This is a genomic window from Novosphingobium sp. 9U (assembly GCF_902506425.1).
GTDB lineage: Bacteria > Pseudomonadota > Alphaproteobacteria > Sphingomonadales > Sphingomonadaceae > Novosphingobium.
Genome location: NZ_LR732469.1, coordinates 2647185 through 2666875, shown reverse-complemented (window position 1 = coordinate 2666875; position 19691 = coordinate 2647185). Strand labels below are relative to the sequence as shown.

Annotated in this window: 14 protein-coding genes and 2 pseudogenes; 9 read left to right on the top strand and 7 right to left on the bottom strand. The window is 65.7% G+C overall.

What is annotated here, in order from left to right:
* Nucleotides 1-144: 144 nt before the first annotated feature.
* Complete coding sequence (locus tag GV044_RS12425) at nt 145-1446, top strand: cytochrome P450 (RefSeq protein WP_159870152.1); 1302 nt, start codon at nt 145-147, stop codon at nt 1444-1446.
* A 31-nt stretch (nt 1447-1477) separates the two neighbouring features.
* Here the strand turns inward: GV044_RS12425 and GV044_RS12420 are convergent, their stop codons facing one another.
* On the bottom strand, nt 1478-2968 hold the full coding sequence (locus GV044_RS12420) for a DUF4403 family protein (protein ID WP_159870149.1): 1491 nt from the start codon (nt 2966-2968) through the stop codon (nt 1478-1480).
* Nucleotides 2969-3082: 114 nt separating this feature from the next.
* On the opposite strand from GV044_RS12420, the gene GV044_RS12415 reads away from it, so the two are divergent.
* The 3 genes from GV044_RS12415 (at nt 3083) to GV044_RS12405 (ending at nt 6229) form a co-directional block, all read left to right on the top strand.
* Nucleotides 3083-3526 carry a GFA family protein gene (locus tag GV044_RS12415; RefSeq protein ID WP_159870146.1) on the top strand — a complete coding sequence of 148 codons (444 nt, stop codon included), beginning with the start codon at nt 3083-3085 and terminating at the stop codon, nt 3524-3526.
* The gene (locus GV044_RS12410) at nt 3523-4284 is read left to right on the top strand and encodes an alpha/beta fold hydrolase (protein ID WP_159870143.1); all 762 of its coding nucleotides are present in this window, start codon (nt 3523-3525) and stop codon (nt 4282-4284) included. Before GV044_RS12415 ends, GV044_RS12410 begins: the two co-directional genes overlap by 4 nt.
* Nucleotides 4285-4405: 121 nt before the next feature.
* On the top strand, nt 4406-6229 hold the full coding sequence (locus GV044_RS12405) for a M2 family metallopeptidase (protein ID WP_159870140.1): 1824 nt from the start codon (nt 4406-4408) through the stop codon (nt 6227-6229).
* A gap of 12 nt (nt 6230-6241) precedes the next feature.
* Here GV044_RS12405 and GV044_RS12400 read toward each other — a convergent pair whose 3' ends face one another.
* Entirely contained in the window at nt 6242-7231 is a 990-nt protein-coding gene (locus tag GV044_RS12400; RefSeq protein WP_159870137.1) for a methyltransferase, read from the bottom strand.
* Nucleotides 7232-7305: 74 nt separating this feature from the next.
* Nucleotides 7306-8679 (bottom strand): alginate export family protein, encoded by a 1374-nt coding sequence (locus tag GV044_RS12395; protein WP_159870134.1) that lies wholly within the window; start codon nt 8677-8679, stop codon nt 7306-7308.
* 233 nt (nt 8680-8912) lie between these two features.
* On the opposite strand from GV044_RS12395, the gene GV044_RS12390 reads away from it, so the two are divergent.
* From GV044_RS12390 to GV044_RS12380, 4 genes and pseudogenes are all read left to right on the top strand, one after another.
* Nucleotides 8913-10199, top strand: a complete 1287-nt coding sequence (locus GV044_RS12390; protein WP_159870131.1) for a glycoside hydrolase family 130 protein — start codon at nt 8913-8915, stop codon at nt 10197-10199.
* Nucleotides 10200-10517: 318 nt separating this feature from the next.
* Nucleotides 10518-11183 (top strand): annotated as a pseudogene (locus GV044_RS22740) (nidogen-like domain-containing protein); the annotation flags it as partial.
* 432 nt (nt 11184-11615) lie between these two features.
* Nucleotides 11616-11729, top strand: a pseudogene (locus GV044_RS22735) (PEPxxWA-CTERM sorting domain-containing protein); the annotation flags it as partial.
* A gap of 344 nt (nt 11730-12073) precedes the next feature.
* Nucleotides 12074-12763, top strand: coding sequence for a PEPxxWA-CTERM sorting domain-containing protein (locus GV044_RS12380; RefSeq protein WP_159870127.1), 690 nt, complete (start codon nt 12074-12076; stop codon nt 12761-12763).
* Here the strand turns inward: GV044_RS12380 and GV044_RS12375 are convergent.
* The 4 genes from GV044_RS12375 to fumC all read right to left on the bottom strand — a co-directional run bounded on the left by GV044_RS12375 (nt 12741) and on the right by fumC (nt 18017).
* Complete coding sequence (locus tag GV044_RS12375; protein ID WP_159870124.1) at nt 12741-13763, bottom strand: inorganic phosphate transporter; 1023 nt, start codon at nt 13761-13763, stop codon at nt 12741-12743. The genes GV044_RS12380 and GV044_RS12375 overlap by 23 nt on opposite strands.
* Before the next feature lie 18 nt (nt 13764-13781).
* Nucleotides 13782-14900 carry a DUF47 family protein gene (locus GV044_RS12370; protein WP_159871455.1) on the bottom strand — a complete coding sequence of 373 codons (1119 nt, stop codon included), beginning with the start codon at nt 14898-14900 and terminating at the stop codon, nt 13782-13784.
* A 162-nt stretch (nt 14901-15062) separates the two neighbouring features.
* Complete coding sequence (locus tag GV044_RS12365) at nt 15063-16493, bottom strand: AMP nucleosidase (protein ID WP_159870121.1); 1431 nt, start codon at nt 16491-16493, stop codon at nt 15063-15065.
* A 78-nt stretch (nt 16494-16571) separates the two neighbouring features.
* On the bottom strand, nt 16572-18017 hold the full coding sequence (gene fumC / locus GV044_RS12360; RefSeq protein WP_159870118.1) for a class II fumarate hydratase: 1446 nt from the start codon (nt 18015-18017) through the stop codon (nt 16572-16574).
* A 222-nt stretch (nt 18018-18239) separates the two neighbouring features.
* On the opposite strand from fumC, the gene GV044_RS12355 reads away from it, so the two are divergent.
* Entirely contained in the window at nt 18240-19664 is a 1425-nt protein-coding gene (locus tag GV044_RS12355) for a hypothetical protein (RefSeq protein WP_159870115.1), read from the top strand.
* Nucleotides 19665-19691: the final 27 nt, after the last annotated feature.

The following is a 19691-nucleotide window of genomic DNA, read 5'->3' as shown; positions in this document are numbered from 1 at the left end:
GCCAGGCAGCGCGTCCACGCTGGCGTGAGTACACCCACCTCCCGACCTCCTCCCTCAAGGGAGGAGGAGCAGCAGCAGGTACGAGAACGTTGATCTCCATGGTCTGTGTGATACACAAAGGATCATACATCGGAGATCCCGCACGTGTCTTACGAAGCCGCAGATTGGTACACCGACGTCTCGCTCGTCGACGATCCGCACGCCTATTTTGATTGGCTGCGTGCCCAAGGCCCAGTCGTGCGCCTGCCGCATCGAAACGCCGTGGCAGTCACCGGCTACGATGAGACGGTCGAGGTCATGCTCGACACCGAGCATTTCTCGGAAATCAACGCGGTGACGGGCGGCCTTGTCGAGCTGCCGTTCACGCCGGCGAGCGACGACATCACCAACCTGCTCTCCACCCACCGCAAGCAGATCGACTTTGCCGACCAGATCGTCGCCGAGAGCGGTGACCGGCACGCCGACTTGCGCTCGATCCTCGCGCGGCTGTTCACGCCTAGCCGGCTCAAGCAGTTGCAACCCAAGCTGCTCGCCACGGCCGAAGGCCTGATCGACGAGTTCCACAAGGACGGCCAGGTCGACATCGTGCGCCAGTATGGCGGGCCTTACGGGGCGCTGGTGATCTCCGACCTGCTGGGGCTTTCGGAGAAGACGCGCGCGAAATTTCGTGACCTGCTCGAAGGCGCGATCCCGGTGCCGATGGATGCGACCAAAGAGGAGATGATGAAGAATCCTCTTGTCGGCGTCGGCAAGGACCTGTTCTCGATGATAGCGCGCCGGCGCGCCTCACAGCACGCGCTTCTGCGCCCGCTGCGCTCGCTGCTGGCGCAGGAGGACATCCTCAACGACCTCGCGCAGGCGACATACCCTGACGGCTCCAAGCCGACGCTGGTCGACCTGACTGGCCTGGCCGCGTTCCTGTTCGGGGCTGGGCAGGACACCACCAATCGGCTGCTGGCAAATGGCTTCAAGGTCATCGCGACCCGTCCCGACATCCAGGCGGAACTGCGCGCCAATCCGAAGCGCATCGAGGCGTTCGTCGAGGAGCTGCTGCGCTATGATGGCTCGGTGAAAAGCGGTGGACGACTGTGCAAGAAGACCACCACGCTGGGCGGCGTCGAGATTAAGGCTGGCACGCCGATCCTGATGAGCCACATGGCCGCCAATCGCGATCCCAAGCGCTTCCCCAACCCCGACGTGTTCGACATGGACCGCCCGCGGATTAAGGAGCACCTGGCGTTCGGCCGCGGCGCGCACACCTGCATCGGCGCTCCGCTGGCGCGCCGCGAGGTGGTGGTGAGCATCGAGCGCCTGCTTGCGCGCATGGGCAACGTGCGACTGGCCGAGGCGAAGCATGGGCGCGAGCACGATCGGCATTTCGTGTACGAGCCGACTTATGTGCTGCGAGCGCTCAAGGAGCTACACCTGGAGTTCGACCCGATTTGATCATCGTAGAGGTCCTCCCTCGCAGGAGGAACTAGCGAGGCTCCAGCTTGATGCTTGCCGTGCCGGTCCCGCGCACCGGTAAGTACAGCCCTTGCCCCGCCGCCTTGAGCGAGCCGGTCTGCACGTCCTCGATCTTCGCACGGATCACGAAGTCGCCCTCGCGCTTTCCCTGGATGGCGCGGTCGATCTTGACCATCAGCTTGTCGTAATCCCGCTCGAAGTTCTGCGACAGAGCTCGGGCGATCGTCCGGTCGAGCCCGGGCGCATTGGCGAGCTGGATCACCAGATCGCCGCCGGTGCGGTCCGTGCTGCCGCTCACCGCGAACTCGGTGAAATCGACCCGGCGCGAGTTGGGCTGGTTGAGCGGCAGCGCTGTCATCCACACAGTCGCGCGCGCCCTGCCGATGGTATCCGCCTCGTCGCTGGCGTTAAAGTTCAGGCCCACCGCGATCTTGCCGCCTTTGGTGCCGTAGATCGTCGCCTTGTTGAACCGTGCCCAGACCGGTCCGACCCCTGGTACCTGGAACGGACGCGACTGCCGCTTGCGCAGCGCCTTCATCAGCACCGGCTCGAGCTGGCCGTAGTCGGCGATCACCGGGATGAAGAAGGTCAGCTTGCCCGGGTTTGCCGCCAGCTGCCGCAGCGGCGGCAGCGGCGTGCGCGCGGGGTCGGGCGGGCGATCGCCGACGAAGGTCTCGGTCACGGCGCGCAAGCCCAGACGCAGCGTGACGCGATTGCCGGCGATGCGGTAGCCGCCATATTGCAGCTCGTGTGGCGAGACGCGCATCCACACCGGCGGGTTCGAGCGGTTGAGCTGCAGCGAGGTGAACGCCGCATTCCAGGCCAGCTGCACCTGCTCGCGCATGTGGAGCTGGCTGAGTTCGCCGGGCAGAGTGCGCTCCAGCTTGGCAATCACGCCTTTCAGCTTATCGTCCGCCTGCTCGGACAAGTCGATTGTTTGGCCTAGGAAATCGATGCGCGGCGGCGCGGTCCAGCGATAGCCGAGGTCGACCTTACCGCGCGGGCTCCAGTCCGGCGCGATGTCGAGCGCAATCCGGGCCTGGACTTGCGCGTCGGCGGTGGCGGTCTCCTGCTTCAGCACGCCGCCGATATCGCGCGCATGGACGACGGCGTGCACCGGCATCGTCACCACGAGCGTGCGGCCCGAACCCGAGAGCGCCAGCCGCCCGCCCGTCACTTGGCCGACGATACGGCAGCGGATGGTGGGCGTCTTCACCTCGACGAACAGCACCTTGACCTTGTCGCTGGGCACACAGACCTGGCCGGGCTTGTCGATCGACCACAACTGGCGCGGGATCTCGCGTTCGAGCGCTGCGGCAAGACGCGTCAGGTCGGCCTCGAGAGGAACGGCGATGATTGAAGCTTGCGGCTTGATGGCGATCCGGTCGGTCGCGCGCGGCGGCGCCTCGTTCGGGGTGTGCGAACCGCAGCCAGCGAGCGCCAGTGCGATCAGGGCGGCTGCCGTGAAGCGTGTGTGATATGCGATAGGTCGTAGCCGCATGGTGGGCGGGAAACCCGTGATGTCGGGTACGGTTCCTTACGGGAAGCAAGGATGGGCAGGGGGAACGGCGCGCACGTCCTGCGCGTTCGCACTTGCCTGCAGGAGGACCAGGATATGCCGAGCATGGATGGCGGCTGCCAGTGCGGCCGGGTGCGCTACACCGCCGAAGTCGAGCCGGAGAAGGCGTACTTGTGCCATTGCAACATGTGCAAGAAGGCGACCGGCGGCGTGTCGATCGCGTTTATCAACCCGCCCAAGGACAAGGTCGTCTGGCAGTCGGAGCCGGACTGGTATCAATCCTCGCCGATCGCCCGGCGGCCGTTCTGCTCGCAGTGCGGGACACCGCTCGGGTTCGATTTCATCGAAGGCGGCACCAATATCGACCTCACTGTGGGTAGCTTCGATGATCCGACACCGTTCAAGCCCGAGCACAACTACGCCACCGAAAGCATGCTTGAGGCTTGGACGCAGGTGCGGCATCTGCCCGGCATCACGAGCGCGCAGAACACCAAGGTGGTGGAGATGTGGCGCGCGGCCGGCATGGAGCCTCCTGAATGAGCGAAGCGCGTACGGACTTTCTGGAAGGCTATGGCGGCGCGAAGCTCGCGGTGCACCGCATGGGCGCCGGCGTCGGTAGGCCGGTGCTGCTGCTGCACGGCCTGTTCTCCAGCGCGCAAGTCAACTGGATCAAGTTCGGCCATGCCGGCAAGCTCGCCGATGCCGGGTTCGACGTGATCATGCCCGATCTGCGCGCCCACGGGCAGAGCGAAGCGCCGCACGATCCTGCGGCCTACCCGGCGGACGTGCTGGTGCGCGATTGCCTGGCGCTGGTCCAGGCGCTCGGGCTCACCGACTTCGACCTGGGCGGGTTCTCGCTCGGATCGCGCACGGCGGTGCGCTCGGTGCTCGCCGGACTGGCGCCGCGGCGGCTGATCCTGGGCGGCATGGGGATCGAAGGGCTGGGCAATTGGGCGCGGCGCAGTGCGTTCTTCGTCGATGCCATCGATCGCTACGACACGATCAAGCATGGCGATCCCGCCTTTGTCGCACGCTCGTTCATGCGCACGCAGAAGGTGGACCTCGTCGCCTCGCGGCTGCTGCTGCAATCGGTTGACGATACTCCGCCGGAGGACCTGGCCGGGGTGACCATGTCCACCCTCGTGCTATGCGGCGCGGACGACAGCGACAACGGCTCCGCGCCCGCCCTGGCCGCGGCGCTGCCGGATGCGTGCTACGTTGCAATCCCCGGCACGCACATGTCGTCTGTGACGGAGAAGGCGATGGGCGATGCCATGGTGACGTTCCTGAAGGCGTGACCTCCACCGGGGTTCAGGCCCGGATCGACGTTTGAGCCTTGACCCCCGACCCCGCCGCTTGACCCTCCCGGCCGAGCGGGCCAGCATGGCGCATCCGCAAATCCGAACAACGGGGCAAACCATGAAATCTCACGCAATTTCGCTTCTGGCGCTGGCCGGAGCGATCGCCGTCGCCGCGCCGGCCTCGGCCCAGAGCGCCAGTGCTCCGGCCAGCGTTCCCACCGCCGCACAGTTCGTCGAGCAGGCGGAGGCGCAGTACAACCAGAAGACGGTCGAGTCCGCGCAGGCCGAGTGGGTCTACAACACCTACATCACCGTCGACAGCGAGGCGGTGACCGCGCGCAGCTCCGCCGCGCTGAACTCGTTCAATGTCGCGACCGCGACCAAGGCGGCGACTTATGCCTCGCAGCCAGGCCTGACGTACGACGTGAACCGCAAGCTCAGCCGCATGCGTACGCTGATCACCCAGCCCGCGCCCAGCCGTCCCGGCGCGGCGGAAGAAGCTGCGACGCTCATCGCGCGCCTCCAGGGCATGTACGGCAAGGGCAAGGGCACGCTGAAGGGGCAGCCGATCAACGGCTCCGACATCGAGGCCGCGATGGGCGAAAACCGGAACCCGGTCGAGTTGGCCGAGATGTGGACCAGCTGGAACGACAACGTCGGCAAGCCGATGAAGGCGGACTTCGTCAAGCTCGTCGCGCTGCAGAACGAGGGCGCCAAGGAACTAGGCTACGCCGACACCGGCGCGCTGTGGCGCTCCAACTACGACATGACCCCCGAGCAGTTCGCCGCGCTGACCGACAAGCTGTGGGCGGAGGTCAAGCCGCTCTACGACCAGCTGCACTGCTACACCCGCACCAAGCTAAACGAGAAGTACGGCGACGCGGTTCAGAAGACCACCGGTCCGATCCGCGCGGATCTGCTCGGCAACATGTGGGCGCAGGAATGGGGCAACATCTACGACATCGTCGCGCCCGCCGGCGCCGGCGATCTGGGCTATGACATCGGCGATCTGCTGAAAGCCAAGGGCTACGATCCAGTCAAGATGGTCAAGGCGGGTGAGGGCTTCTACTCCTCGCTGGGCTTCGCACCGCTGCCCGGCACGTTCTGGGAACGCTCGCAGATCACCAAGCCGGCCGACCGCGAAGTGGTCTGCCACGCCTCGGCCTGGGATATCGACAACAAGGAAGACCTGCGCATCAAGATGTGCACCAAGGTCAACTCGGATGACTTCGTGACGATCCATCACGAGTTGGGCCACAACTACTACCAGCGCGCCTACAACAAGCAGCCCGCCTACTACCTCGATGGCGCGAACGACGGCTTCCACGAGGCGATCGGCGACACCATGGCGCTGTCGATTACGCCGCAGTACCTTGTGCAGATCGGCCTGCTCGACAAGGCCAAGGTGCCCAGCGCCGACAAGGACACCGGCCTGCTGCTGCGCCAGGCGATGGACAAGGTGGCGTTCCTGCCCTTCGGCTTGTTGATCGATCGCTATCGCTGGAAGATCTTCTCGGGCGAGATCGCGCCTGGCCAGTACCAGGCGGCGTGGGACCAGATGCGCCAGGAATATCAGGGCATCGTTCCGCCCACGGCTCGCCCGGCGGACGGCTTCGATGCCGGCGCCAAGTACCACGTGCCGGCCACCGTGCCCTACACTCGCTACTTCCTGGCACGGCTGCTGCAGTTCCAGTTCTACGAGGCCGCATGCAAGCAGGCGGGCTGGAAGGGGCCGCTCCACCGCTGCAGCTTCTACGGCAACAAGAAGGTCGGCGAGAAGATGAACGCCATGCTCTCCATGGGCGCGTCCAAGCCCTGGCCCGATGCGCTGCAGGCCTTCACCGGCAGCCGCGAGATGAGCGGCAAGCCGATGCTGCGCTACTTCGCGCCGCTGAGCGCCTGGCTTGAGAAGCAGAACGCCGGCAAGACCTGCGGCTGGTAAGGCCGGATCCGCTCAGCCGTCGGCTCTGGTGAGGACCAGGCCGACGGCGGCGATCCGCTCCACATCGCTATAGGCGGGACTGTCGAGCTCCTCGCTGAAGATGTCGGGATCGAGCTCGCGATAGTCGATCGCGAAGCCATCAGAGGGGAGTTGCGCGCGCAAGGCATTGAGCAGGACATCGTGGCCTTCCACGATCGACACCCCTGTGTGCAGGATCAGCTGTCCGCCAGGAGCCAACAGCTGCGCGCCCTGCAGTGTCCAGTCGAGCGAGAGCTGCCCGCCATAAAGGTCCCCGCCGTCACGATAGGCGCGGCGGTCCGCGTCGATCATGAAGGGCGGGTGCGTGACCATCAAGTCGAATGCGCCGCTAAGGTCCTCGGGTGTCTGGACCTGCACCGTCGTGTGATCGACACCTGCGTGCTCGGCGTTGATCGAGGCGAGGAACAGAGCCTTGGGGTTCACGTCGGCGAGCGTCAGGTGCGCGCGATTGGCCGCCCGGGCCGCGACGATGCCGCCGACACCGGCACCGGCACCATAGTCGAGCAGGCGATGGGCGCTCGATCTCATCCGGACGGTGATCAGCTGAGCGAAGCGATGGCTATCGGGGCCAAGGAACACCGCATCGTGCGCCGAGGTCGGGTAGGCCGAATGCAGGAACAGCGTGCCTTCGACGCGCGAGACCCGCAATCGTGAGCGCAGCATGTCGCCTTCATCGGCAGCCAAGGCGCTTGCTGCCTCCAAGAGGTCGCGCAAGTCCTTCTCGATCAAGTCAGGAGCGAACGGCAAGCTCCAGCCCAGGACATCGCGCAAGGCGTGCGCCACCTTGCGATCAGCGCGACTGAGGACGCGCGCGTGGGTCGCCGGAGTGGCGGTGACGAAGTCGTAGCCACGCGCTTCCAGTGCCTTCAGCAGCGCCAGCAGCGGCGCACGCGCAGCGGGCGTGAACCACGCGTCGGCGCTTTCCGTTGAGTGTTCGCCGCCGTCTTTGATCTGTGTTAACATGCTGACATTCCTTGCCAATCACCAGGTCCCAACCAGCCGCGGCCGGTCGGGTTCCGTGCAGGCGTGCGAGCAGCTCAGAACGTGGCGGTCACCCCGGTCGCCAGGTACTTCGTGTCTTCGCTGCGGGCGTTCGGCGCATCCTTCAGGAAGCGCCCGCGTGCCAGCCACACCGCGTTGATCTCGCCCCGCAGAAAGCCGGGCACGAGCCAGTAACGCATCCGTGCTTCGACTTGGTGACCCGCGAAGCTGCCGCTGCGTCCGGATGGATCGCGAACGCCGGTGGTCGAGAACGCGTCGGTCTTGTCGGCAAGCCACATCGCGCGATAGACTGCGAAGGCGTCGAACCGCTTGCCTGGTGCGGCCTCGACCCGCAGACCCGGCGTGTTGATGTTGGCGCGTGCAACGGCATTGTAGAGCCCAGCCGGCGCCAGATCTGCGCGGCGCATGCCGAACAGTGTATCGAACCGGCCATAGCGGCCGCCTGGACCGTCGCCGCTCGCATAGTCGTACTCCACCGATACGCGCAACTTGGCAGGGCCGGGGACGCTGTAGCCGGCGTCGACATGAACGAACCAGGCGTCGACATCGAGCAGCGATGCGTTCGCCGCCAGGCTCGAGCGGATGGCGCCCGTCTGGTAGATGCCTTCGGCCTCAAAGTCCCACCGGCCGGGCTTGGGATCGCGGATCACGCGCGCGCTGACGGTGTGCAGATCCCGGTTGCGGGTCGGGCGTCCGGGTGCGTCGCGCTCCTGCAAGCGGAAGTAGCCGACCTCGGCAGTCGCGCCGGCGATCGTCTGGGGGCGGGCGACGAGGCCACCCCACAGGCGCAAGTCGAAGCTTTCGCGGTCCCACTTCACACGCGCGCGGCGGATCGAGTCCAGGTCGTCGGGCAGGCGCACTTGCGGGAGCGTATAGATCAGCGTCGCGGTGGTGCCGTCGCGTGTCTTCAGGTCGGCGCGCAGGCCGGTGTAGCCGTTGGTGGTGTTGCGATAATCGTCCGCCGCGACCAGTCGCCGGGAGCCCAGGTTCAGCGTCATGCGCCCGGCTTGCAGCTGAGTTGTGCTGCCCGCGCCCAGAACATCGCCCAGATCGGCGCCGACATAAGCCTGCACTAGCTCGAGCGCGTTGACCTCATTGGTTCCGATCGCACTGTCTCGATGGTCGAGATAGACCCGGCTGTCGAACAGCTCGCCGCCGATACGAAAGCCGGCATGGCGGTACTCGGCGAAGATCGAGGAGCGGATCGCCAGTTCCTCGTCGTCCTGCCGGAAGCCGGGGCGCGGCTGTCCGTCGATCGTCTCGTAGCGGACGCGGACGCTGGCGGAGAGCTTGAAGTCGTCCGGATTGCCGATCAGCGATTGCAGCGTGGGCGCGTCGGCCTTCGCGAAAGCGGGCGTGGATAGAAGGGCGGTGGCAAGTACCAGGAAAGACGAACGAACCCCAAGCATGAACACGCTCCTGCGGCCGGCAACAGCCGGCGTAAGAAGCAACGCTTGAGCGCACGCTGCGCTTGATCGGGAGGTTGCACGGCCCCGATGTCGCGTCCGCTAGCATCGTTGCAAAGCATTGCCAACTGCCGTGCAGCGTCTCGAAATGCGTCGCGCCGGAACAACGCGGCTCGCGAGGCGTCTGCCAGTGACCAGATGGCCGTCTCGGCCTCATCGCAGGACGAGCACGCGCAATGGAAGCAGCTGAGGTCTTTACCAAGCTCGACGTCGAGCTGCACCCCGATCCCGCCCGCACCGTCATCCGCCCTTTCCACTTCGCCTACCCCTCAGCGTTCGCCGAAGGGCACCCCAGCCGCATGGAGGCGGTCGTCGAGCGCCTCTTGCAGGCGGACGAGGATACGCGCGAGCGGATGATGGCCTATGTGACCGGACCGATGCGCGAGCGGCACCGTGATGCCGACGGCATGTTCCTGCGGCAGGTGGATTGCCTGGCCGACGAGGTGCCGGCGATCCGCAAGCTGAGCGACCGTGATCGGCTGCTCGCCGGAGCCTACTTCAGCCAGGAATACGCCTTCGAGTCCGCAGCGCTGTTCAATCCCAGTGTCGTGCGCGTGCCGGGTGAACGCGGCACCAGCGACGATGGGCAATTACGCTTCCTTCTGTCGCTGCGCGGTATCGGCGAGGGGCACATCTCTTCGGTCACCTTCCGCACCGGTACCTGGGATGGCGGGACGGGCCTCACCATCGACCCGCCCAGCCTACAGGGCGTGCCGCCGCGTATCGAGAGCGACACCGAGGGCTGGGTACGCCTTCTCTGTGACGACAGCCGCGACATTTCCGAGACGGTGGTGTTCCCGGTCCTGCCCAGCCAGCGCCAGGGCGTCGAGGACCTGCGCATGGTCGCCTTCGAGGACGAAGGCTGCGAGCCGACGGTGATCGGCACCTACACCGCGTTCGATGGGCAGACGGTGCGGCAGGAGCTGATCCGCGGCATCGACTTGCGCACGTTCGAGATGCGCCCGCTCTCCGGCAAGATGGCGGGCTACAAGGGCATGGCACTATTCCCGCGCCGCATCGATGGGCGCTATGCCATGCTGGGCCGGCAGGACAGCGAGAACATCTGGCTGCTCACCTCGGACGATCTCTACACCTGGGAAGAGGGCGAGCCGATCATGCGCCCGCGCTACCCTTGGGAATTCGTGCAGATCGGCAATTGCGGCTCCCCGATCGAGATCGACGAGGGTTGGCTGGTATTCACGCATGGCGTGGGCCTGGTGCGCGGCTATGCGATCGGCGCGTGCCTGCTCGACAAGGACGATCCCTCACGCGTCCTGGCTCGTACCCACGCCCCCTTGATCTATCCCAGTGCTGAGCAACGCGGCGGCTATGTGCCGAATGTGACCTACAGCTGCGGCGCGCTGGTGGAAGGCAGGCGCGTGCTGTTGCCCTATGCCGTCGCGGACGAGTTCACCGCCTTCTCCGTGGCGAGCGTGGACGACCTGCTGAGCGTGATGGAGTGAGTGCCAGACAGCGCGGAACTTCGATCCTGATTGGAGGCTGCAGCCGCCGCTGGGACGTGTGCTCCTATGATGCCCAAGCCGGTCGCCAAAGAAGCATCTCGCCACAGCACTGAGATCGGTCGCCTTTTTCCGACCGTGCTTCGTAGCGCGCGCCTCTCGCCCTCGCCATGAGGGTGCGGGCGAACGCCCCATTGTCGTCGCAACACCGGCTATGCATCGCTCCGCCCGCGCTTAAACTCGCCCAACATAACAAGGGTCGCTCTTCACGCGCGAGCTCGCAGGGGTCGAGCCGTTCGCCAGGCAACATTTGGGGGCGACATGACCAGGACATTCACATCAATACTCGCGCTGGCCGCATTAGCGCTGCCGCAGGCCGCACCGGCCGCCACTTTGCTGACGAACAGCGACGGCGGCTACGGCCAGATCGCCTTACCCAAGAACGACGATAGTTCGTCGGGCGCGTACATCATGCCCTTCTCGATCGACTTCTTCGGCTCGGTCTATGACGAGCTGTTCGTCAACAACAACGGCAATGTCACCTTCAGCACGGGGTTGGGTAGCTTCACGCCGTTCGACTTCGGCAGCCTCGGCCAGGCGATGATCGCGCCGTTCTGGGCGGACGTGGATACGCGGTGCGTAAGCTGCGGTAATGTCTACATCGGCTCGTTCGCGCCCGGACAGATCAACGTCACATGGGACAACGTCGGCTATTATAGCCAGCACAGCGACAAGCTGAACAGCTTCCAGCTGAACCTGTACCAGAGCGGCAATGCCGGAGACTTCGATATCGAGTTCCGCTACGCCGACCTCAACTGGACCACGGGCGACGCCAGCCAGGGCGTGAACGGCCTGGGCGGCGTTCCGGCGGCGGCGGGCTACACCAACGGCGCCGGCGCCACGCAATTGCAGCCCGGATCGTTCCTGTCGCCGGGCGCGCTGTCGTTCACGGATAGCAGCAATGTCGGCGAGGACGGCCGCTGGGTCTACAACATCCGCAACGATGCGCCGCCGACGGACTACGGCGCGTCGCCTGAGAACCCGGTGCTGCCGACCGAGCAGACGCCCGGCGGCGGGTATGAGTTCACCTTCGAGATTGACCCAACCCGCCCGACCTTCATCGATCCGCCGGTGGCGACGGGTTACGACTTCGGCGCCGAGGGCGGTGCGCTGTTCACTTCCGCCGTGTTCACCTCGTTGCTGAACGACAGCGACGGATACCAACTCTACGACGGCGCTAACTTGCTGGGACAAGTCGCAATCGGACAGACCTTCACCTTCGCATCGCCGCTCGCCGCATTCCAGCTGCGTGGGATCGACTCGATCAACATGCTGCAGCCAGGCGATCCGCTCGCCTTCGTCAGCGGCTTCACGTTCGATCGGACCGGCACGGTCACGGTGACGCAGAACCCCTACGTGCAGGACGTTGCCGCCGCCGTGCCGGAGACTGCGACCTGGGCGATGATGATTTTGGGCATCGGCATGGTCGGAGGCGGGCTGCGGCGGCGCCCTCCGCGCGCGCGTTTCGCCTGATCGCCCCCCGACTCACACGAGACCACAGCGCAGTTCGGTGTCAGGACACCTGCGATTGAGACGTCGCGCGGGTGTCCTGCACCTCGGCCGAGAGCCAATCGGCTGTGCCGCTTAGCGATCGACGCGGGCAAATACTTGATCGCCCGTTAACCTTTGTGTCGACATTCGAGCATTGTAACCGGCGCATATCGCTCGCCTTGTGGCCTGTTCAGCTCTGTGCATCCGTTAACCTTCGGGCTCGCACGCGCGCTTGCAAGCAGCGTGTTGCTCACCAGAATGGGATGAACTCACCGCCCCTGCAGGTCCGCTCGTGGTAAGCGCGCGGCTTGTTCCTGGAGGGTTCCATGCACCGCTTCATCCTGGCCGCACTGGCTGCCTTTCTGTTCAGCGCCGCTCCCGCGCAAGCTGCGTTCGAGACCACGACGCGGCTGACCTTCAACTCGCAGGCGACGATCCAGGACAGCTTCTCGACGCTGTTCGGAGGCGCGACCGGCAATCCTTCCGCGCCGTTCCTGAACATCTATGGAGGTGCCGACATCACGCCCGGTGCCACAATCTACGGCGGCACCACCACGGCGGACTTCTACAACGACGCCTACTTCTTCCTGGGTGTCAGCGACAGCGCAGCCGCGGGTGGGGCCAAGCGCCTGGTGTTCGGCGGCAACCAGGACCTGTCGGAGCAGAGCTTCGCGACGTTGTTCCCCAGCTATAGCGAAGGTGCGCTAATCAACGCGATTGTCGGGCTGAATGCCGGCACCGCGCCTGCCTTTGGTGAGGCATTCCAGCTCGTGAGCGGCTTCCAGGCGCAGTACGGCGCGCAGTATGCCTTCCAGCTCAATGGAACCGGGTTCCTGACCGCCTTTTCGGATGGCACGAACTTCGGCACGATCACGACCACGCAGACGACCGAGACGTTCCCCGACGCGGTGCCCGAAGTCGCGACCTGGCTGATGATGATCGTCGGCTGCGCCGTGGTCGGTGGAGCGCTGCGGCGCCGTCAGTTCCGGGCCGTCAGCCTCCGAACGGCACCGTGATCAGGTAGAACAGCGCGCCCACCGCGGCTGAGGCGGGGATGGTGATGATCCAGGCCATGACCACGCTCTGCGCCACGCCCCACCGCACGGCCGAGGCGCGCCGCGCGACACCCGAGCCGATCACGCAGCCGGTGATGGTGTGTGTGGTCGAGACCGGAATGCCCAGCAGAGATGCGGTGAACACTACGATGGAGCCCGACATCGAGGCGCAGAAACCCTGGTGCTGGCTGAGCTTGGTGATGCGGCTGCCCATCGTCTCGATGATCTTCCAGCCGCCGGTCATCGTGCCCAGCGCGATGGCAATGTAGCAGCAGATCGCCACCCAATGCGGCACCTCGAACGTGCCGCTGTAGTAGCCGGTTGAGTAGAGCAGCACGGTTATGATGCCCATCGTCTTTTGCGCATCGTTCAAACCGTGGCTGAGCGAGTAGGCCGCCGAGGACACCAGGTGCAGCGCGCGGAAGCTGCTCTCCGCCGTGCGCGAACTGGCGCGCACAAACAGCCAGCTCGTCAGCAGCATCAGCAGCATGGCGATGATCATGCCCAGCAGCGGCGACAGGACAATGGCGATCAGCGTCTTGTTGAGGCCGTTCCACTGCACGCCGGTGATCCCGGCATGCGCCACGCCAGCGCCGATCAGCCCGCCGACAAGGGCGTGGCTACTGGAAGATGGGATGCCCTTCAGCCAGGTGACGACGTTCCAGAACATTGCACCGATCAGTGCCCCGAAGATCACCGAAGGCGTGATCAGATCCTTGGCGATCAGCCCGCCGCCGATTGTCTCGGCCACCTTGTGCAGGCTGGGAAAGGCCAGAGTCAGGAAGTACGCAGCGAAGTTGAAGAATGCCGCGAACAGCACGGCCAAGCCAGGGCTGAGCAGGCGCGTCGCCACAACCGTCGCGATCGAGTTGGCGGCATCGTGCAGCCCGTTCAGGTAATCGAACGCCAGCGCGACGAGGATGAGGCCGACCAGCAGCGGCAGGGCGAGTTCGTGCGTCATGGTCTGTCGCTGCCTGGATCAGGCGTGATCGATGACGATGCCGTCGATCTCGTTGGCGACATCCTCCAGCGCGTCGGTGATCCGCTCCAGGTGGTTGAAGATCTCGCGCCGCACTATGAAGCCCATCGGATCGGTCGCACCATGAGCCTGGAAGGCGTGCTTGAGGCCGCTGCGGTGGATCTCGTCGGCGTGTCCCTCCATGCGGACCAGCCGCTCGGTCAGTTCGTGCAGGCGCTTGCCGTTGCCGCTGACATTGCGCAGCAGCGGCATCGCCTCGCTCAGCACGCGGCTGCTCTCGACGATCAGGGCGACGATGTCGCGCATCTCCTGGTCGAAATCGGAGAACTCGTAGAGGTCGATCGCAGAGGCGGCGGACTGCATCAGATCGATCGAGTCGTCGATCGAGCCGACCAGGCTGGTGATCGCGCTGCGGTCGAACGGGGTGAGGAAGGTGCGGCGCACGAGGTGCAGTACTTCGCGGATGATGTCGTCCGCATCATGCTCGCGCTCGTTGATCTCGCGGATGTGATCGGCGCGGCCGCGGCTTTCGGAGAACAGGCGGGCCAGCGCGTCGGCGCCCGCGACGACGGTGGCGACATGCGCCTCGAACAAGTCGAAGAAGTTCACCTTGGCTGGCAGAAGCTTCTGGAACCATCCGAACATCTGACTCATTCCTGTTTTCTGCGCCATGGCGCCGAGCATTGTGGTGCGCGCGGCGGCGGCGCGGAACTGGGTTGCCGCGAACGATCGGATCAGATCGCGCAGGTCAGGCTCGTTAACGTTGTCGGCAGCTTCGGCAAGGGTGAACCAGCGACGGTCACGTTCGGCCGCTTCTTTCCAGTCAGGCAATTCGTCCTGCACCGCGAGGGGGAACACCTCCACGTCGACCATCAGGGACGAGCCGTTGTTGCGCCGCTTGCGATAGCGGTAGGAGCCGATCGGCGTTGGGCATGCCCATCCGGTGACGCCGGCTTCCTCCTCGGCCTCCAGGGCGGCGGCGGCATGCGCGCTGACGCCGTTCATGGCATTGCCCTTCGGAATCACCCAGCGGCGAGTCCCGCGCGAGGTGACCAGCAGCACACGAATACCCTCGGCGCTGTCATCGGTGCGATAGGGAAGGGCGGCAATCTGGCGGATGCGGGCTTACTCCGATGGGTTCTCGCGCCCATGTGACGGCTGTGTGACAAGCGTCAAGTGGGCGGGGCTTCGTTAAGTGAACAACGAATAGGGCGGGTTCTTTCCCGGCATGGGGAAAGAGGACTGCGCTTGGCTGCATGCGCCAGCGCACGTCCCGGCCGATCACCGGAACGGCGGTTCGATGAAGGCCCGCAGCTTGCGCGAGTGGAGCCGTGCACCCTGGTCGCGCAGCAGCTCGCAGGTGCGCACCCCGATGGCGAGGTGCGCACCGATCGCCTCTTCGTAGAAGCGGTTCGCCTGGCCGGGCAGCTTGAGCTCGCCGTGCAGCGGCTTGTCCGATACGCACAGCAGCGTTCCGTAGGGCACGCGAAAGCGGAAGCCTTGGGCGCTGATGGTGGCGCTTTCCATGTCGATGCCGATGGCGCGGCTCTGGCTGAAGCGGCGGGCGGAGTGGGTGTAGCGCAGCTCCCAGTTGCGATCGTCGGTGGTGACGATGGTGCCGGTGCGCATGCGCTTCTTCAGGTCCGCGCCGCCGGTGCCGCTGACGATCTCAGCTGCCTCGGCGATCGCCTGCTGGACCTCGGCAATGGCTGGCAGCGGGATCTCGGGCGGGAGCACGTGGTCGAGTACGTGATCGTCGCGCAAATAGGCGTGGGCGAGCACGTAGTCGCCGATCCGCTGCGATTCGCGAAGGCCGCCGCAGTGGCCGATCATCAGCCAGGCCTCCGGCCGCAGCACGGCGAGGTGGTCGGTGATGGTCTTGGCATTGGAGGGGCCGACGCCGATGTTGACCAGGGTGATCCCCAGCCGATCCTCACGAATCAAGTGATAGGCCGGCATTTGGTGGCGGCGCCAAGCGGTATCTGACAGGCGTGCACGGGCGTTGTCGACCGGCGCGTCCAGGTAGAGCCCGCCGGCTCCGGACAATGCCACATAGCCATCCTGGCCGATCTTCTTGCCAGCCCAATCGACGAACTCGTCGACATAGCGATGATAGTTGGTGAACAGGATGAACTGCTGGCAATGCTCGACGCTGGTGCCGGTGTAGTGCGCTAAGCGCGCCAGGCTGAAGTCGGTGCGCAGACCGTCGAACAGTGCGAGCGGCAGCGGATCGCCGGGCGCGTTGCGGTCGATGGCGTCGGCGATCTCGTCCCCGATCATCGCCAGTTCGGTGCTCGGGAAGTGCGCAGCCAATTGCTGTGGCGTGATTGCGCCGATCGCCACACCGTCGAGCACGTAAGGGAAGGGGATCTCCTGCGCCGAGTGGGTGACGCTGACCTGGATGTCGTACTCGCGCTCGAGCAGGCTGAGCTGCGAAGCCAGATAGTCGCCGAACAGGTGCGGGCGGGTGACCGTGGTCACATAGGTGCCGCGCTCGGGCAAGCGGCCGAAGGCGCGTGACGAGACGGTGCCATGCTCCTGGCCGGCATACTCGATCCGCAGCTCGGGATAGCACCAGAGGCGGTCGGCGCGGCGATCAGCGGGGGGGAGGGTGCCGTCCTTGATGAAGGCGGCAATGTCGCTCTTCAGCGTGGCGACAGCGGTGTCATAGACGCGGACCAGTTCCGCGAGGGTTTCTTGTACGATTTGCATCTTGAATGCTTACGGAAACGGTGTGGCAAAGCAAGGGCAGATGGCGAGAACCTATCCTCTTCCCGCCGGGGGTGAGGATCAGGCCCCGGCTAGACCCTCGCCGACCATGTCGAGCGGGCGCACGGCGGCCTCGAAATCAGCCTCGTCGATCAGCCCCGACGCGAGCGCCGCGTCCTTCAACGACAGACCCTTTTCGATCGCCTCGTGCGCGATGTGGGCGGCGTTCTGGTAGCCGATGACGGGCGCCAGCGCGGTCACCAGCATGACGCTCTCGCCGACGTAGCGCTCGATCGTCTCGCGCACGATCTCGGTCCCTTCGACCGAGAACTCGCGGAAGCGGTTGCAGCCGTCGGCCAGGATGCGGATCGCGTGCAGCACGTTGTTGACGATCACGGGACGCATGACGTTGAGCTCGAAATTGCCCTGGCTGCCGGCGATGGCGACGGCGGTGTCGTGGCCGATGACCTGGATGGCGATCATCATGATCGCCTCGCACTGGGTCGGGTTGACCTTGCCCGGCATGATCGAGGAGCCGGGTTCGTTGTCCGGCAGCTTCAGCTCGCCCAGGCCACAGCGCGGGCCCGAGCCGAGCCAGCGCATGTCGTTCGCGACCTTGGTCAGCGCTACGGCGAGCCCACGCAACGCCGCACTCGCGCGCACCATCGCGTCGAGCGAGCCTTGCGCGGCAAACTTGTTGGGAGCGGTGACGAACGGCTTGCCGGTCAGCTGCGCGATCTTCGCAGCTACCTCGACCGAGAACCCAGGAGGAGCGTTGAGGCCGGTGCCGACCGCCGTGCCGCCGACCGCCAACTCGTAGAGGCCTTCGCGGCTTCGCTCGATCTCGGCAGTGGCGGCGCGCAATTGGCCAGCCCAGCCCATCCACTCCTGTCCGACGGTGAGCGGCACCGCGTCCTCCAGGTGGGTGCGGCCGATCTTGACCACATCCATCCACTCGCTCGCCTTGCGCTCGATCACCTCGGTCAGGCGCGTGAGCGCGGGCAGCAGGCGCTCGTCGATCTCCAGCACGGTGGCGATGTGCATGGCAGTGGGGAACGTATCGTTCGAGGACTGCCCCATGTTGACGTCGTCGTTCGGACCGACCGGCTGTTGCGAACCCAGCTCGCCGCCCAGCAGCTGGATCGCGCGATTGGACAGCACCTCGTTGACGTTCATGTTCGACTGCGTGCCCGAGCCGGTCTGCCATACGTAGAGCGGGTAATGATCGTCGAGCGCACCGGAGATCGTCTCGTCTGCCGCCCGCACAATCGCGTCCGCTTTCCACTGTGGCAGGCGCCCTCCCGCGGCGTTGACCAGCGCGCAGGCCTTCTTGACCGTGCCGTAAGCACGACAGACCTCGATCGGCATGCGGTCCTGGCCGATGTTGAAGTGGTGCAGCGAGCGCTCGGTCTGCGCGCCCCAATAGCGATCCGCCGGCACGTCGATCTCGCCCATGGAGTCGAACTCGCGCCGCGTGCCGCTAGCTTGGATGCCGATGGGAATGTCGCGCAAGGTCGGTTCGGTCATGGGGGATACCTTGAGGCAGGGGAGATGCTGCTTGAAAGATGGCGTTTGCGCCGCTGCTGTTCCACTCCGAAAGCATGATCGGACAGGCTTTCTGCGCACCCCCTCGTGCGTCCTGAGCAAGCCTTAACATGGATCATCGCGAATATTGCGGCTGGAGGTTAGCATCTGCGGAACAGCCGCAAGCGCCCGCGGTTCGAGACAGTTCACCCGAAGGATGACGCCTTGACGCACCGCGCCCACACTACGCCTGCACTGCTGCCGTGGATCTCGGTCGCGCCCGATGCGCCGTACTTCGTGGACGAGCATGGCGCGCCCTGGCACCCCATCGGGCAGAACGATGCAATCTCCTGGCCCGAGCTGGCGCCGCTGTTCCGCCGTCGCGACCTGGCAGCCGTGGAGCGGCACCTGGTCTGGCTGCGCGACAACGGCGTCACCTGCCTGCGGCTGATGCTGGAGTATGCCCAAGTCCGCCACCGCTACATCGAGAAGCCGGCAGGCCGCTTCGTGCCCGCCATGGTGCAGCTGTGGGACGACCTGTTCGCGTTGTGCGAGCGGGTGGGGCTGCGCATCCTGCTGACGCCGCTCGACACCTTCTGGATGTGGCTGCACTGGCGGCATCACCCCTGGAACCGCGCCAATGGCGGTCCGCTGGAGCACATGTCTCAGGCACTGCTCTGCGGCGAGACCCGTCAGGCGATCAAGGCTCGGCTGGAGTTCGCGGTACGGCGCTGGGGCCATTCGGGCGCGCTGTTCGCGTGGGATTTGTGGAACGAGATCCACCCCGCGCATGCAGGCGACAGCGCCGACTGCTTCGGCGAGGTCATCGCCGACCTCTCGAATCACGTGCGCCAGCTGGAGCTTTCGCTCTACGGCCGCTCGCATCCGCAGACCGTCTCGTTGTTCGGGCCGGAGCTGGAGTGGAAGCCGCACATGCCGCTACGCGAGCCGATCTTCCGCCACCCCGATCTCGATTTCGCGACCATCCACATCTACAAGTCGCACTCGATCGACGACCCGCGCGATACCGTCGCGCCGGCGCTGGCGATGGGTGAGGTCGTGCGCGAGTGCCTGGCTGAGACGCCGCCGCTGCGCCCGTTCCTCGACACCGAGCACGGGCCGATCCACAGCTTCAAGGATCGCAAGCGCACGCTGCCCGAGCCCTTCGACGACGAGTACTTCCGGCACACGGCCTGGGCGCACTTGGCATCGGGCGGCGCTGGCGGCGGGATGCGCTGGCCCAATCGCCACCCGCACGTGCTGACTCATGGCATGCGCGCGGCACAGCGGGCGATGGCGGCGTTCATGCCGCTGCTCAATTGGACCCGCTTCGCACGCAGCAACTGGAACTCGCAGGTCGAGGCACCGGGGCACCATGTCTTCGCCTGCGGAGACGAGCGGCAGGCGCTGGTCTGGCTCTTGCGGAAGAAAGCGAAGGGACCCGATGGTCTCATGCGCGCCGACTTGACGCCGCAGCCCGTCACGCTGCGGTTGCCGCGGATGCAGGGCGCTTCGCGGATCGTCGAGTTTGACACTGTCAGCGGTCAAGTGCTGGGCGAGCAGGAGGTCGCCGCGACCGATGCAGCGGTCGAATACACGACCACTCCCATGGCAGCAGACCGGGCGTTCGCCGTGCGGGCACTGGCCTGATCGGGAACGCGGCGGCGCTCCGGGGGT

Coding starts and splice junctions, on each gene's coding strand:
- GV044_RS12380 (WP_159870127.1), top strand. CDS start 12,074: ATGCACCGCTTCATCCTGGCCGCACTGGCTGCCTTTCTGTTCAGCGCC.
- GV044_RS12405 (WP_159870140.1), top strand. CDS start 4,406: ATGAAATCTCACGCAATTTCGCTTCTGGCGCTGGCCGGAGCGATCGCC.
- GV044_RS12420 (WP_159870149.1), bottom strand. CDS start 2,968: ATGCGGCTACGACCTATCGCATATCACACACGCTTCACGGCAGCCGCC.
- GV044_RS12395 (WP_159870134.1), bottom strand. CDS start 8,679: ATGCTTGGGGTTCGTTCGTCTTTCCTGGTACTTGCCACCGCCCTTCTA.
- GV044_RS12400 (WP_159870137.1), bottom strand. CDS start 7,231: ATGTTAACACAGATCAAAGACGGCGGCGAACACTCAACGGAAAGCGCC.
- fumC (WP_159870118.1), bottom strand. CDS start 18,017: ATGACCGAACCGACCTTGCGCGACATTCCCATCGGCATCCAAGCTAGC.
- GV044_RS12415 (WP_159870146.1), top strand. CDS start 3,083: ATGCCGAGCATGGATGGCGGCTGCCAGTGCGGCCGGGTGCGCTACACC.
- GV044_RS12365 (WP_159870121.1), bottom strand. CDS start 16,493: ATGCAAATCGTACAAGAAACCCTCGCGGAACTGGTCCGCGTCTATGAC.
- GV044_RS12410 (WP_159870143.1), top strand. CDS start 3,523: ATGAGCGAAGCGCGTACGGACTTTCTGGAAGGCTATGGCGGCGCGAAG.
- GV044_RS12390 (WP_159870131.1), top strand. CDS start 8,913: ATGGAAGCAGCTGAGGTCTTTACCAAGCTCGACGTCGAGCTGCACCCC.
- GV044_RS12375 (WP_159870124.1), bottom strand. CDS start 13,763: ATGACGCACGAACTCGCCCTGCCGCTGCTGGTCGGCCTCATCCTCGTC.